Here is a 13,828-nt window from a genome sequence, read left to right on the forward strand (position 1 = left end):
AGTCAACTTTACGTGTTTTTTAACTTGTCTTCATGAATCGAAACATGGTATATACCATGTTTTGAATTCGGTTACAACTCAATAGGCGTAAGGGGTATGGAGAATACCGTCACATTCAAACATCCAAAAAATAAACACAGAAAATTTACAAAATAAAAAATTCACTCATCTCAAAAAGACACATCCCTTGTTAGAATGTGCCTTTTTTGTTTCTGTTATCCTTCTAAGAAAAAGAGCTGAATGAAAAATAAAATGGCAAAGATGAGAACAAGTACATGTACTTCTCTCCATTTCCCTTTTGCCAGTTTCACAAGGGGATATGAGATAAATCCAAGTGAAATTCCTGTAGAAATACTAGATGTCAGCGGCATGGAAAGGATCACAAGAAAAGCAGGGAATGCTTCGTCTAGCTCGTTCCAGCGAATGCGTGACACTGAGTTCATCATCAAGCACCCGACAATGATGAGAACAGGTGATGTGATGGATGGTAAAGAAGAAATGGCTTGAACGAGCGGGCCGAAAAACAATGCCACAATAAACAGTGCAGCGACCGTTAAAGACGTTAGTCCAGTTCTTCCGCCAGCAGCAACCCCAGATGATGATTCAATATAAGCTGTTGTTGGGCTTGTCCCAAACATAGAACCTATCGTCGTTGCAGCAGAGTCAGCGAGTAGGGCTCTGCGTACCTTTGGCAGCTGACCTTTTTTCATGAGTCCTGCTTGTTCAGCCACTCCGATCATTGTGCCCGTTGTATCAAAAATCGTCACTAGTAAGAAGGAGAAGACGACAGCATATAAATGATGAGAGAATACATCGCCAAAAGCAGCGAATGGATTTGTAATCAGCATGCCTTCGGGTAGTGCAGGGATGTCCATCAGCATTTTAGGGAAATGAAGCTGGCCTGTTACGAGCGCAATCAGTGTCGTCGCTAACATGCCGATAAACAGAGCGCCATTTATTTGAAGAACCATTAAAATAACAGAGATCATTAAGCCGACAAGCGTTAAAATGACAACAGGCGAGCTTAAGTTGCCAAGCTTCACTAGATTTTCTGGGTCAGCTGCGATAATCCCAGACTGACGGAGGCCGATAAATGCAATGAAAAGCCCGATTCCTGCTGTAATGCCGTACTTTAAATTATCTGGAATGGCTTGAATCAGTTGTTTTCTAAGGGATGTTAACGATAAAATAATAAAGAGTATACCAGCAACAAATACCGCACTGAACGCTGTTTGATAGCTGATGCCGCCGCCACCGACAACTGTAAAGGTGAAATAGACATTCAGCCCCATGCCTGGTGCAATAGCAATCGGATAGTTTGCAAATAGTGCCATCCAGAGCGTACCGACGACAGCAGCGATAATTGTTGCAGTAAAGACTTGGTCAAAAGGAATGCCTGCTTTTGAAAGAATTCCTGGGTTAACGGCAACAATATATACCATGGTAAAGAATGTCGTCATACCAGCAATTAATTCTTTCTTTATGTTGGTTTGGTTTTCTTTTAACTGAAACATAAAATCCTCCATTTACGAACATTATTACAAAACAATTAATATAATATTCGTTTTAAGGGTGGATTGCAACCTTTTTTCAAGGAGGAATGGAAAAATGAATTGGGAAGCTGAAGTGATACGAAAAAAAGACGACTTAATTAAGGACACACAATCTTTTTTGCAAATTGAAAGTGTCCTTGATGAAGAAGGTGGAAAAGAAGGAAAGCCATTTGGTGAAAAAGTCGATCAGGCCCTTCAGTATATGTTGAAAAAAGGGGAAGACGAAGGATTCACAGTCAAGAATGTCGATGGCTATGCAGGTCATATTGAATATGGAGAAGGCGAAGACATTGTAGGTGTGCTATGCCATGTGGACGTTGTGCCTGCTGGTGATGGCTGGACAACCCCGCCATTTTCAGCGGACATAAGAGAAAATAAAATGTTTGCACGAGGAGCCATTGATGATAAAGGTCCAACCATGGCGGCTTTCTACGCGCTAAAGATGATAAAAGATACAGGGATGAAGCTGTCAAAAAAGATTCGAATGATCATTGGAACGGATGAAGAAAGTGATTGGCGCTGTGTGGACCATTATTTCAAGCATGAGGCGATGCCGCAAATTGGATTTGCGCCAGATGCCGATTTTCCGATTATTCATGCTGAAAAAGGGATTATTGATGCCATCGTGTCATTTACATATCAACTTACAGAAAATCATCAGCGCTATACGCTCAAGCAATTCACATCGGGTATGCGGCTGAATATGGTGCCGGATGAGGCAGCTGCCACTGTGACAGCTGCACAAGATCACGATGCTGAATCATTAAAAACAGCTTTTGAAGCTTATCTTGCTCACAATCATTTATCAGGTGAGGTAAAGAATGCAGCGGACGGACTGCATCTCACATTAAAAGGTGAATCAGTTCATGCCATGGAGCCGGCGCATGGCATCAATGCGGGCATTCATATGGCCAATTTCCTATGTGGACAAGAGTTAGATGAAGACGGGCTTGCTTTTACCTCCCAAATCAACGCTTTATTTGATCAGGATACAAGAGGGAAAAAGCTGGGGATTGCTTGTAAAGATGAGATTAGCGGAGATTTGACTTTAAATGTTGGAACGATCCGCTATACACAAAACGAGGAAGCGAAGCTAGGATTAAATGTCCGCTATCCAGTGACAGCAGACGGCAAGGACGTTAAAAAAGGGATCGAAGGCATCAAAGGGGCCACCCTTCTGAAATTTGACGACAGCCCTCCGCATCACGTCTCAAAAGATCATCCGCTTGTGAAAACATTGCAGCGGGTATATGAGGAACAAACGGGAGATCCAGCTAATCTGATTGCCATTGGTGGAGGAACGTATGCGAGATCTTTAGAAGCGGGCGTTGCCTTTGGTCCTCTATTCCCTGGCAGACCAGATTGCGCACACCAGAAGGATGAATATATCGAAATCGATGATCTACTAAGAGCAACCGCTCTATATGCACAAGCCATGTATGAATTGGCAAAATAGAAAAAGAGAAGAGGGGATTCACAGTGAAAAAAATGTTCTTATGCTCTTCATTCAAAGACAGCTATTCTCTCTTATCTGACTTTGCGGGTGAATCATTAAAAGGAAAACGCGTGACATTTTTTCCAACAGCCAGTGCTGTGGAAGAAGTCACGCACTATGTGGAGGCAGCGAAAGAAGCCTTTCATCAACTAGGTATGCATCTAGAGACCGTTCAGATAGCTGAGCAGTCTACTGAAGAAATCACAAAGATGATGGAACAAAATGATGTGATGTACGTATCAGGAGGCAACACCTTCTATTTGCTGCAGGAATTAAGAAAGCATCGTCTTGATGACGTGCTGAAAGAAGAAATCAATAAAGGCAAGCTGTACATCGGAGAGTCCGCAGGGAGTATCATCATGGCACCAAGCATTGAATATATCTCCGTGATGGATGATCGGCAGAAGGCAGCAGAACTTTCATCATGTCAAGGATTCAATGAGATAAGCTACTATCCGGTACCGCATATGTACAATACCTATTTAGGCGAGGCTGCGCAGCAAATCATGGAACAGTTTGAGCAGACGCTCGATTTATGCCCGCTTACTGATGAGCAGGTTTTACTCATCACAGGGGAGCAGGCTGAGGTGAAGTCCGACAAATCGTCCTAACCTTGAAACGAAGAAAAAGGAACAGGGATTCATGACCCTGTTCCTTTTTTAATCTTGAAAAACATCACTTGATAAGTATCGTTCGCCTGTATCTGCTGTCATACAGATCACGATTTGTTCTGCCGGCAGTTGCTTGGCTGTTTCAATCGCAGCATAGCAGGCTGCACCAGATGAAGGACCAACTAAAATTCCTTCAAGCCGGGCAAGCTGACGTGTGATGGTGTACGCATCCTCATCGCTTACTTGCACGATCTCATCATAGACATGCTCGTTTAAAATATGGGGAATAAATCCTGGGCTTGTGCCAACAAGTTTATGTTTGCCAGGTTTCCCGCCAGATAAGACTGGAGATCCCTTCGGCTCTGCCACACGTATGGTCAAATGAGGGAATGCCTTCTTTAATTCCTCTCCGGTGCCTGTAATGGTTCCGCCAGTTCCTGCTGTTGCGACAAAGGCTCCAATTGGCTTTCCAAGTTGTTTTACAGCTTCCATGATTTCAACAGCTGTTGTGCCTCTATGTGCATCTGGGTTCGCCCCATTATCAAATTGCATCGGGATAAAGCTATGAGGAATTTGAGACGCCAGTTCCTCTGCCTTGCGAATACAGCCTGGCATTTTTTCTTCTCCTGGGGTTAAAACGACCTGCGCCCCATAAGCCTTCAAAATATTGATTCTTTCCTTTGTCATCGTATCTGGCATGACAAGGATGGCTTTATAGCCTCTTGCTGCTGCGTTCATGGCTAAACCAATCCCTGTATTCCCACTCGTTGGTTCAATAATGGTCGCTCCTTTTGTAAGCTTTCCTTGCCTTTCAGCCTCGACGATCATATTGTAAGCAGCGCGGTCCTTCACACTGCCGCTAGGATTAAATGATTCCAGCTTTAAATAAACAGCTGCCGCATTGCCTGGCTGAAGCCGCTGTAATTTAACAAGTGGTGTATCGCCAATCAGCTCAGCTATATTTTGTGCAACCTTCATCATGTGACACCCTTTCTTCTCATTCTGCATTTCTTTAGTTATACTATCATCAATGGGGATTCGTAAAGTTTGTTAAAAAAGGACAGGTGATATTGTGGCAGAAAACCGTCATTATTTTATAGGGATTCACATCCCTGAACAACTTGCGCATCAAATCAAAAAAGACATGGATCTAAGGAGTGAACTATCCTTTCAAAAGTGGACAGCACCAGATGATTATCATGTGACCCTGATCTTTTTAGGTGCCATTCCAGATGAGCGTTTAAAAAAGATCATCGAGCTGCTTGATATCCTTTCAAATGAAGCCGCTGCATTTTCACTAGAGCTGAATGAGTTAGGACAGTTTGGCATGAAGGAGCGCCCGAGAGTCTTTTTTGCAAAACCTAATGAAAGTGAACCGCTCATGCAATTAAGAGAAAAGGTGAAAGAAGCCGTATTGTCAGCAGGACATCCTGTTGAAAAGAGACCGTTTCATCCGCATATGACGATTGCGCGAAAATGGAACGCGGATCACTCTTTTGCAGAACAAGCGCCTTTACGCAAAGAGCCATACGTGATAGAGGTTTCTTGTATGACTCTATTTGAAATACGTCCGAAAGAAACCCCGCGTTATCACGCAATCAAACAATTTGCACTACATAAATGATTCTAAAAGTTGGAGTGAGCAGCAGATGGCGCAAATTATCAAAATTCAAGATTATATATCACGATATGAACAAGACCCGCATCACTACATCAATCAATTCATTCGATTGAAAAAGCAAAGGTGGGACGAGTTAAAAAAGGCTTCAAAACAGGAGGCGCAGCATTCATTTGACCAAATCTCTGAACAAGTGCCTGAACAAGAGGAAGAAAAGAGAAAGAAATTCTCCTTAAAAAGAAAGCAAAAAGAAGCCGATATGAAAAAGGAACGGGACCTGAGTCTTTTTAACGAGCCGACAGATATAGAGCAAGGTGTCTTTACAAACGTTCCTACCGATGAAACGAAGCTCATTCATTTTTTTAAGGATCATCTATACGATGTTCAATTAAAATGGGCGAGCTCGACGATTTCCCACATTTCAACCGTCTCCCATCATATTCGGTATGATGAAAAGCTGCGTATGCTTGCTAGGCAGCTTCCGGATTCATATTTTGTGATGTATAAGCCGGTGCTGCTCATTCAAAAAGCAGAGATGGAATTATGTTCAGTACTTATTACGCCGCTGGAAGTGATTTGTTTATCCTTCTTAGAGGCAGAGCCTGACAGCGTATATATCGGAACGAAGGAACGTTTTTGGGAAAAGCGGGCGAATGGGAAAGCTGTTCAGTCCGTTTTGAATCCTTGCGCAAGCCTTCTGCGCTCTGGCACCGTCGTGTCAAAGATCTTACAGCAAAGCGGTGTCGATCTTCCTGTGAAAAAAATCCTGATCAGCAGAACCTCTTATATTGACTTACCGGAAGTTCCATACGGGATGGAGGTTGTCGATAAGAAGAAGGCGGAAGATTGGTTTGAAAAGCAGCGGAAAAATACCGCGCCGACAAAGCATCAGCAATTTAAGGCGACAAAGGCATTGCTTGCTTATGGTGAATCAGACAGCAAAAGAAGGCAGGAATGGCTCGATTAAAGGCATAATGGAAGGTCACGAAAAATGAGACCTGAGTGGAGCTAATATATGAATGAATGGTACTTTATCGTTAATCCAGCAGCAGGACATGGAAAAGGACTTCGTACATGGAGGAGCATAGAGAAAGAATTACAAAAGATGGAGATCTCTTATCGATCGTTTCTCACCCAGCATGAAGGTCATGCAGAAGTATTGGCAAGACAAATTAGCGCCATGCAAGATGACAGGCTGAAGCGCCTGATTGTCATTGGCGGTGACGGCACCATTCATGAAGTCCTGAATGGCTTAAAGGAAATGGATCATGTGCAGTTAAGCTTTGTTCCCGCCGGTCATTGGAATGATGCGGCGAAGGGCCTCGGCATCCATCGTCAAGATGTCCTAAAAGAAGTGAGAAAGCAAAAGAGAATGCTCACCAAAACATTTTCTCTCGGCTCCTTTCAAGATCATGCAGAAAGCCCGCAATCCGTTCTCTTTCTCAATCATATCGGTGCTGGGTTTGATGCGCATGTGCTAAGGAAAACAGTGCATTTCAGAGGAAAAAAGTGGCTGAAACGGCTGGGACTTGGGTTTATCATCTACCCGCTGTCATTTCTCCATTCTTTATGGTCCTTTAAGCCGTTTGACCTTGCGCTGTTTATTGAAAATGAGAAGAAGGTCTTTCGCCAAGTGTGGTTTGTGATTGTATGCAATCACCCCTATTACGGAGGCGGGCTGGAAGCAGCGCCGGAAGTGAGCGCGAGGCAGCCAGGCTTTCAAACGATCGTTGTCACAGATTTGAATCCATTCAAAGTGCTCTTGTTTTTAAGTGCGATGGTGTTTCGAAAGCATCTTGGAATGAAGGGCGTTACCCTGTATCAGCACGAGGAAGCGTACTTGGAGGCAGATGCAAAAATCTTATTTCATGCAGATGGAGAAGTGATCGGCGCAACGCCTGTCTTTGTGAAGGCGAGTGATCGCTCCTTAAAATTACGTGCTTAAATGGCTTCTCGTGAATGCCCTAGTCAAAAACCATGAAAAAAGCCTTCCTTTTCATAAGGTTCTTGTCCTGATTTTCTAGTTTTGCTTGACGAGTATAAGAAGGTAACGATAAAATCTATAGGACGGCTATTGTTTAGCATCTCATTCTCAATAGCTGTCCTTTTTGTTTTTATGATCATATAAATAAAAAAGAAACAGCCAATTGATCTTCAATCGGCTGAATTTTGTCGACTAAAAAAGCAAGATTTAAAATATTTTAAGAAATGATGGGTTGAAAATTGATATGAACTGGTTGGGACAAATATTAGGTAGCGAATGGCACATCTCTCCTGCTGGAGGCGCTACGGGAGATGCGTACTTCGCAACACACAATGACCAAAAGCTATTTTTAAAACGCAATACGTCACCGTTTCTTGCGGTTTTGTCAGCTGAAGGCATTGTGCCGAAGCTTGTCTGGACAAAACGGATGGAAAATGGGGATGTCATCACTGCGCAGCACTGGCTGAGCGGCAGAGAGCTGAAGCCAAAGGACATGAATGACCGTCCTGTAGCAGAGCAGCTAAGAAAAATTCATACATCTAAAGAATTGCTTGATATGCTGAAAAGATTAGAGAAGCACGCTCTACACCCAGAATCCATTTTGAAGCATTTAAAACAGTCCATATTAAAAGAGCAAATCGATTCACAAGACATTACACGTGCCATCCAGTACTTAGAGAAGCATGTGGAGGCAGTCCAATTTGAGGACAAGGTCGTGTGTCATTGTGACCTCAATCATAATAATTGGCTGCTGACAGATGAAAATCAGCTTTACTTGATCGATTGGGATGGGGCGATGATTGCTGACCCAGCCATTGATCTTGGACCACTTTTATACCATTATGTTGAAGAAGAGAACTGGGAAAGCTGGCTCTCGATGTACGGTGCTCCGCTGACGGACAATTTGCGAAAACGTATGGATTGGTACGTCCTCGCTGAAACCGTATCGTTTGTCGTGTGGCATAAAAGAAAAGGAAATGAAAAAGCGCAGCAAGAAGTGCAAGCGGAGCTGAGCGCACTCTTAAAGCGGTTAAACATCTATTAAGACATAGGAATATTCTCGACCCACTCTGACAAATGCGATTGATGCTCCTCGATATGTGCATCAATTGAACTGACAGAAGTGCCCTTTTGGCTGTAATCATAAATATCTGTTAATAATTGACGAATGTCGGCATCAAGGTCTTCTTTTGCCAGCATTAATTGAATCACACGTCCCACCTGTTCATATTCTGCAACAGTCCCGCAGCAATCCAACTGGTGATCGGTTAAAATATCTTTGATTAATTGAAGCTGATGTTGACGGTTTAATCCCATACGTATGCTCCTTTTCTGCGTGTCATTTATGTGGTTAAACTGTGCATTCAGCGCCCAATTTATACATGCGGCAGACCAGCTCAAGCGAAGGGCTGGTCTTTTTCATATGTGCATAAAGATGCTGTCTTGCGGGTCTTTATGTTTCATGGTATCTTGATAAAATGTAAAGAAAATAGAGGTGTATCAAATTGAGAATGCGACATAAACCATGGGCGAATGATTACTTAGCTGAAAATGCTCATATTGCCTTAGCTAGCCCCGAGCAATATAAAGGGAAATGGCATGAGCTGTTTGGAAATGATCATCCAATCCATATCGAAGTTGGGACAGGAAAAGGGAGCTTTATCGCTGGAATGGGCAAGCTTCATCCTGATATCAACTATATTGGCATTGAATTATTTAAAAGTGTCATTGTGACAGCAGTAGATAAAATCAAAGAGACAGATGTTGAAAATGTAAAGCTTTTGAACATTAATGCTGAAACGCTGACAGATGTGTTTGCGGAAAATGAAATTGACCGGGTGTATTTGAATTTCTCTGATCCGTGGCCAAAAGCAAGGCATGAAAAGCGCAGATTAACGTTTAAGGCCTTTTTAGAGCGATATGAACATATTCTCCGTCCAGGTGGTGAATTGCATTTCAAAACAGATAACCGCGGATTATTTGAATATTCCTTAAAGAGTTTTTCTGCATATGGCCTTCTTTTAACGTATGTAAGCTTAGATTTACATAAGGACGGATTAGAAGGAAATGTGATGACTGAATACGAAGAAAAATTCTCGTCTATGGGACAACCCATCTATCGATCAGAAGTAAAATTTCCAGATTAACAAGTGACATCAAGCTGGCTGTAAAGAAAAATTGCAGTCAGCTTTTTTCATGAAAAGATTGATGCATGCGATTTTCAGCTGTATTTGCTACGATAGAAAAAGGAGGGATGACAGCAATGGAGACAATGAAAATAGGTGACATGGAACTGTTCTGGTTAAATGGGGGAGATACACACATGGACGGCGGTGCGATGTTCGGTGTAGTGCCAAAGCCGTTATGGTCAAAAAAATACCCGGTGAACGATCGCAATCAAATTGAACTGCGGTGTGATCCGATCCTCATTCGGTGGAATGGTCTTCATTTATTAGTGGATTCCGGCATCGGATCAGGGAAGCTGACAGATAAACAAAAACGCAATTACGGCGTAACAGAAGAGACGAAATTGGAACAATCGCTAGCGGCACTCGGCCTGCAACCAGCTGATATTGATTACGTTTTAATGACACACCTTCACTTCGATCATGCAAGCGGGCTGACAAAACGTGAGGGAGAAGAGCTCGTGTCTGTTTTTACGCAGGCAAAAATCATCACATCCAAAATCGAATGGGATGAAATGAGGGCGCCTAACATCCGCTCAAGAAATACATATTGGAAAGAAAACTGGGAGCCTATAGCAGATCAAGTGGTGCCATTTGAAGAAAGCATCGAAGTAACAAAAGGCATTGGGCTGCATCATACAGGCGGTCATAGCAATGGCCATAGCATCTTAACGCTCACAAGTCAGGGCGAAACAGCGATTCATTTGGCTGATATCATGCCAACACACGCTCATAAAAATCCATTATGGGTCTTGGCTTATGATGATTACCCAATGACTTCGATTCCAGCTAAGCAAAAATGGCAGGCATTTGCAGAAGAAAAAAATGCGTGGTACTTGTTTTATCATGATGCGATTTACCGCGCTGTAAAATGGGATGAAGACGGGCAAATCACACATGAAGTTAAAAGAGAAACAGGAAGATAAAAGATCATCTGCATGTTTTTTCGCCTTTCACACAAAATAACGACAAAATGAACTTGTGAAAGGAAGAGTGCAGGTGAACCAATTTTATCGTGTACATGGTGATGTCATTGAAACACCATTAAGAGGGATGGAAGTCATGTCCGTCCCTTATTTAAACAAAGGGGTTGCATTTACTAAGGAAGAGCGGGAAGAGCTTGGTTTAAAGGGATTTCTACCGCCTAAGGTTTTAACATTAGAGGATCAGGCAAAGCGTGCATATGAGCAGTTCAAGGCACAGCCGGATGAACTGGGGAAAAATGTGTATTTAACATCACTTCATGACAGAAACGAAGTGCTTTTTTACAAATTACTAAATGAGCACTTGGCGGAGATGCTGCCGATTGTCTACACGCCGACTGTTGGAACAGCCATTCAGCGTTATAGCCACGAGTATCGAAAGCCAAGGGGGCTTTATTTATCGATTGATGATTTGGAAGGCATGGAAGAGATTTTTGCCTCTTACGGTGTTGATGAATCAATTGACTTAATCGTTGCGACAGATGCAGAAGGCATTTTAGGTATTGGAGACTGGGGTGTTGGCGGTATTGCCATTTCAGTCGGGAAACTTGCTGTTTATACAGCCGCAGCAGGCATTGATCCTAGCCGCGTGCTGGCCGTTGTGCTTGATGCCGGGACGAACCAGGAAAGTCTCTTGAATGATCCGCTTTATGTTGGAAATCAGCATTCTCGCGTTCGAGGAGAACGTTATGATCGGTTCATTGATCAATATGTAGAGCTTGCCCGCGCAACCTTTCCAAATGCACTCCTTCACTGGGAAGACTTTGGGACAAAAAATGCCCGAGCCATATTGGAAAAATATAAGGAACGTATTTGTACATTTAATGATGACATTCAAGGTACTGGAGCTGTTTCACTTGCTGCGGTTTTGGCATGTGCAAAAGCTTCGAAGGTTCCGCTGAAAGATCACCGAATCGTCATTTTCGGAGCGGGTACGGCAGGGATTGGCATAGCGGAGCAGATCCGTGATGCTCTCGTAAGAGACGGTGTCAAAGAAGAGGAATCATATGATCATTTCTGGTGTATTGATAAAACAGGATTGCTTACAGATGATTCGCCTGACATTCAGCCATTTCAAAAGCCATATGCAAGACGTTCTGACGAAGTAAAGGATTATGCCCGTAACGGTCCTAAGCATTCCATTGATTTATTAGAGGTCGTCAAACAGGCGAAACCAACCATCTTAGTTGGCACCTCGACGGTAGGAGGAGCATTTACAGAGGAAATTGTGAAAGAAATGGCGTCACACGTGGAGCGCCCAGCCATTTTACCGATGTCGAACCCAACACCTCTTTCAGAAGCAAAGCCTGAAGATCTCATCGAGTGGACAGAAGGACGCGCCCTTGTGACAACGGGAAGCCCATTTGATCCTGTCGAATATGGCGGCGTGACATATGAAATTGGGCAGGCGAATAATGCCCTTGTGTTCCCAGGGCTTGGTCTTGGAACGATTGTGTCTAAAGCCCGCCTTATAACAGACAGCATGTTTGTTGCGAGTGCTGAAGCGATTGCTAGCATGGTCAATGTCGGAAAGCCGGGTGCAGCGATGCTGCCAAGTGTGGATCAGCTTCGAACTGTTTCAGCGACAGTGGCTGTCCGTGTGGCGCAAGCAGCGATCGATGAAGGAATTGCAGAGGAAACGCCTGAGGATCTCATTCAGGCTGTACAGGACGCCATGTGGCATCCTGTGTACAAAAAAATCAAAGCCATATAAAAAAGAAGCTTCGCAAGGACACGCCTTTGCGAAGCTTTCTTTATCAAGCCACAGAATCAATGACATCAACGATCATGCCTGTTTTGGCATCAATCATGACTTCGTACTGTTCAAGCTCGCCAAAGGCTGAGCGAGTAATGCCAGATTTGTACACATCAATCGTTTCACCATTTACGGTATACGGTTCTGGTACAGTATAAATCCAAGAGCCATCAATCGGGCCGCGCTGTTTAAAAGCAGATTTCACAATTTTTAATGCTTTTTCAGACGAGATATACGTAGGGAAAAATACTTTCTTTGCAACAATTGCAGCGGCTACGCCAATACTCGCACCAATCAGAACATGTTTTAACTTCAACGTGCTGCACCTCCGTATTGCTGTTTTTTCCATTATACAAAACTTGTCCATTGATGTTAAGGAATCCGAATACTTGAAAGCATATTCAAAATTTCTGGAGAGATACTTGGAAAACCGAAAGAATTCTTATAGTATAAAGTGAGTGTTATTTTTATAGGAATATATATGGTCATTACATAGAAACGAGGTAAACCGTAGAATGAATGAAGAAACATTGTCGCTTTTCCGAAATTTAACAGAATTACAGGGAACTCCAGGTAATGAGCACCATGTGCGTGCTTTTATGAAAAAGGAACTTGAGAAATATTCTGACGAACTCATTCAGGATCGTCTTGGCGGTGTGTTTGGGGTACGCAAGGGACCAGAGAACGCACCTAAAATCATGGTGGCTGGTCATATGGATGAAGTGGGATTCATGGTTTCATCCATTACGAAGAACGGGATGATACGCTTCCAAACACTCGGCGGCTGGTGGAGTCAAGTCATGCTGGCACAGCGTGTCGACGTTCATACCGTTCACGGACCAATTCCTGGTGTCGTCTCTAGTACACCGCCTCATCTTCTAACACCAGAACAAAAAAGCAAACCTGTGAAACCATCAGACATGCTCATTGATATTGGGGCAGACAGTGAAGAAGAGGCAAAAGAACTTGGCATTCGCCCAGGACAGCAAATCGTGCCTGCAACAGTCTTTACCCCTATGGCGAATCCTAAAAAGATTTTAGCGAAGGCTTGGGATAACCGCTATGGCTGTGGACTTGCGATTGAATTATTAAAAGAAATAAAAGACGAACCTCTTTCATGTCATCTGTATTCAGGTGCAACGGTTCAGGAAGAAGTAGGGCTTAGAGGGGCAGAAGTAGCTGCGAATATGATTCAGCCAGATCTGTTCTTTGCTTTAGATGCAAGCCCTGCAAACGATGTGACAGGTGACAAAACCCAATTCGGCCAGCTTGGTAAAGGAGCACTTCTGCGTATTTTTGATCGAACCATGATTACGCATCGCGGGATGAGAGACTTTGTGCTCGATACTGCTGAGTCAAACAGCATTCCATACCAATACTTCGTATCACCGGGTGGTACGGACGCTGGACGTGTGCATATTTCCAACCAAGGTGTGCCTTCTGCTGTCATTGGGGTGTGCGCTCGCTACATTCATACAAGTCATTCAGTATTGCATGTGGATGATTACGCAGCGGCAAAAGAATTAATTGTCCGCCTGGTGAAAAACTGTGATCAAAGTACAGTGGATTCTATTTATCAACAGGTGTAAATGTAATAGAAAAGGCTGCCTCTTTCATGAGAGCAGCCTTTAGTGTGTATATG

Annotated in this window: 14 protein-coding genes; 10 read left to right on the forward strand and 4 right to left on the reverse strand. The window is 43.3% G+C overall.

Features of this window, described 5'->3' with window-relative positions:
- Nucleotides 1–215: 215 nt before the first annotated feature.
- Nucleotides 216–1,514, reverse strand: coding sequence for an NCS2 family permease (locus C6Y03_RS17085; RefSeq protein ID WP_060597038.1), 1,299 nt, complete (start codon nt 1,512–1,514; stop codon nt 216–218).
- Nucleotides 1,515–1,608: 94 nt separating this feature from the next.
- On the opposite strand from C6Y03_RS17085, the gene pepV reads away from it, so the two are divergent.
- Both pepV and C6Y03_RS17095 read left to right on the forward strand, forming a co-directional pair.
- Nucleotides 1,609–3,009, forward strand: coding sequence for a dipeptidase PepV (gene pepV, locus C6Y03_RS17090; RefSeq protein ID WP_060597037.1), 1,401 nt, complete (start codon nt 1,609–1,611; stop codon nt 3,007–3,009).
- A gap of 23 nt (nt 3,010–3,032) precedes the next feature.
- Nucleotides 3,033–3,659: a Type 1 glutamine amidotransferase-like domain-containing protein gene (locus C6Y03_RS17095; protein WP_060597036.1), complete on the forward strand. Its 627-nt coding sequence runs from the start codon at nt 3,033–3,035 to the stop codon at nt 3,657–3,659.
- Nucleotides 3,660–3,707: 48 nt separating this feature from the next.
- Here the strand turns inward: C6Y03_RS17095 and cysK are convergent, their stop codons facing one another.
- Nucleotides 3,708–4,637, reverse strand: a complete 930-nt coding sequence (gene cysK / locus C6Y03_RS17100) for a cysteine synthase A (protein WP_411266091.1) — start codon at nt 4,635–4,637, stop codon at nt 3,708–3,710.
- Between the two features lie 94 nt (nt 4,638–4,731).
- Here cysK and thpR point away from each other — a divergent pair, with 94 nt between their 5' ends.
- The 4 genes from thpR to C6Y03_RS17120 all read left to right on the forward strand — a co-directional run bounded on the left by thpR (nt 4,732) and on the right by C6Y03_RS17120 (nt 8,306).
- Nucleotides 4,732–5,283 carry an RNA 2',3'-cyclic phosphodiesterase gene (gene thpR, locus C6Y03_RS17105; protein WP_060597034.1) on the forward strand — a complete coding sequence of 184 codons (552 nt, stop codon included), beginning with the start codon at nt 4,732–4,734 and terminating at the stop codon, nt 5,281–5,283.
- 25 nt (nt 5,284–5,308) lie between these two features.
- Complete coding sequence (locus C6Y03_RS17110; RefSeq protein ID WP_034665469.1) at nt 5,309–6,244, forward strand: hypothetical protein; 936 nt, start codon at nt 5,309–5,311, stop codon at nt 6,242–6,244.
- Nucleotides 6,245–6,292: 48 nt separating this feature from the next.
- Nucleotides 6,293–7,222 carry a YegS/Rv2252/BmrU family lipid kinase gene (locus C6Y03_RS17115; protein ID WP_060597032.1) on the forward strand — a complete coding sequence of 310 codons (930 nt, stop codon included), beginning with the start codon at nt 6,293–6,295 and terminating at the stop codon, nt 7,220–7,222.
- Between the two features lie 283 nt (nt 7,223–7,505).
- Nucleotides 7,506–8,306: a phosphotransferase family protein gene (locus C6Y03_RS17120; RefSeq protein ID WP_181185486.1), complete on the forward strand. Its 801-nt coding sequence runs from the start codon at nt 7,506–7,508 to the stop codon at nt 8,304–8,306.
- On the opposite strand, the gene C6Y03_RS17125 is transcribed toward C6Y03_RS17120, so the two are convergent.
- Nucleotides 8,303–8,578: a YtzH-like family protein gene (locus C6Y03_RS17125; protein ID WP_095286138.1), complete on the reverse strand. Its 276-nt coding sequence runs from the start codon at nt 8,576–8,578 to the stop codon at nt 8,303–8,305. The two genes, C6Y03_RS17120 and C6Y03_RS17125, sit on opposite strands and share 4 nt — an antisense overlap.
- A gap of 188 nt (nt 8,579–8,766) precedes the next feature.
- On the opposite strand from C6Y03_RS17125, the gene trmB reads away from it, so the two are divergent.
- The 3 genes from trmB (at nt 8,767) to C6Y03_RS17140 (ending at nt 12,144) form a co-directional block, all read left to right on the forward strand.
- The gene (gene trmB / locus C6Y03_RS17130) at nt 8,767–9,408 is read left to right on the forward strand and encodes a tRNA (guanosine(46)-N7)-methyltransferase TrmB (protein ID WP_106039669.1); all 642 of its coding nucleotides are present in this window, start codon (nt 8,767–8,769) and stop codon (nt 9,406–9,408) included.
- Between the two features lie 116 nt (nt 9,409–9,524).
- Nucleotides 9,525–10,373, forward strand: a complete 849-nt coding sequence (locus tag C6Y03_RS17135; protein ID WP_106039670.1) for a YtnP family quorum-quenching lactonase — start codon at nt 9,525–9,527, stop codon at nt 10,371–10,373.
- A 73-nt stretch (nt 10,374–10,446) separates the two neighbouring features.
- Nucleotides 10,447–12,144 carry an NAD-dependent malic enzyme gene (locus C6Y03_RS17140; RefSeq protein WP_106039671.1) on the forward strand — a complete coding sequence of 566 codons (1,698 nt, stop codon included), beginning with the start codon at nt 10,447–10,449 and terminating at the stop codon, nt 12,142–12,144.
- 43 nt (nt 12,145–12,187) lie between these two features.
- On the opposite strand, the gene C6Y03_RS17145 is transcribed toward C6Y03_RS17140, so the two are convergent.
- The gene (locus tag C6Y03_RS17145; RefSeq protein WP_003217759.1) at nt 12,188–12,502 is read right to left on the reverse strand and encodes a PepSY domain-containing protein; all 315 of its coding nucleotides are present in this window, start codon (nt 12,500–12,502) and stop codon (nt 12,188–12,190) included.
- A gap of 199 nt (nt 12,503–12,701) precedes the next feature.
- Between C6Y03_RS17145 and C6Y03_RS17150 the strand changes: the two genes are divergently transcribed.
- Nucleotides 12,702–13,775: a M42 family metallopeptidase gene (locus tag C6Y03_RS17150; protein WP_060597028.1), complete on the forward strand. Its 1,074-nt coding sequence runs from the start codon at nt 12,702–12,704 to the stop codon at nt 13,773–13,775.
- Nucleotides 13,776–13,828: the final 53 nt, after the last annotated feature.

Source organism: Bacillus sp. LNXM65, assembly GCF_002998575.1.
Lineage (GTDB): Bacteria > Bacillota > Bacilli > Bacillales > Bacillaceae > Bacillus.

What these genes read in the sequence shown, in the direction of transcription:
- C6Y03_RS17085 (WP_060597038.1), bottom strand. Translation starts at nt 1,514, where the DNA reads ATGTTTCAGTTAAAAGAAAACCAAACCAACATAAAGAAAGAATTAATT.
- pepV (WP_060597037.1), top strand. Translation starts at nt 1,609, where the DNA reads ATGAATTGGGAAGCTGAAGTGATACGAAAAAAAGACGACTTAATTAAG.
- cysK (WP_411266091.1), bottom strand. Translation starts at nt 4,637, where the DNA reads ATGAAGGTTGCACAAAATATAGCTGAGCTGATTGGCGATACACCACTT.
- C6Y03_RS17110 (WP_034665469.1), top strand. Translation starts at nt 5,309, where the DNA reads ATGGCGCAAATTATCAAAATTCAAGATTATATATCACGATATGAACAA.
- C6Y03_RS17115 (WP_060597032.1), top strand. Translation starts at nt 6,293, where the DNA reads ATGAATGAATGGTACTTTATCGTTAATCCAGCAGCAGGACATGGAAAA.
- C6Y03_RS17120 (WP_181185486.1), top strand. Translation starts at nt 7,506, where the DNA reads ATGAACTGGTTGGGACAAATATTAGGTAGCGAATGGCACATCTCTCCT.
- C6Y03_RS17125 (WP_095286138.1), bottom strand. Translation starts at nt 8,578, where the DNA reads ATGGGATTAAACCGTCAACATCAGCTTCAATTAATCAAAGATATTTTA.
- C6Y03_RS17135 (WP_106039670.1), top strand. Translation starts at nt 9,525, where the DNA reads ATGGAGACAATGAAAATAGGTGACATGGAACTGTTCTGGTTAAATGGG.
- C6Y03_RS17150 (WP_060597028.1), top strand. Translation starts at nt 12,702, where the DNA reads ATGAATGAAGAAACATTGTCGCTTTTCCGAAATTTAACAGAATTACAG.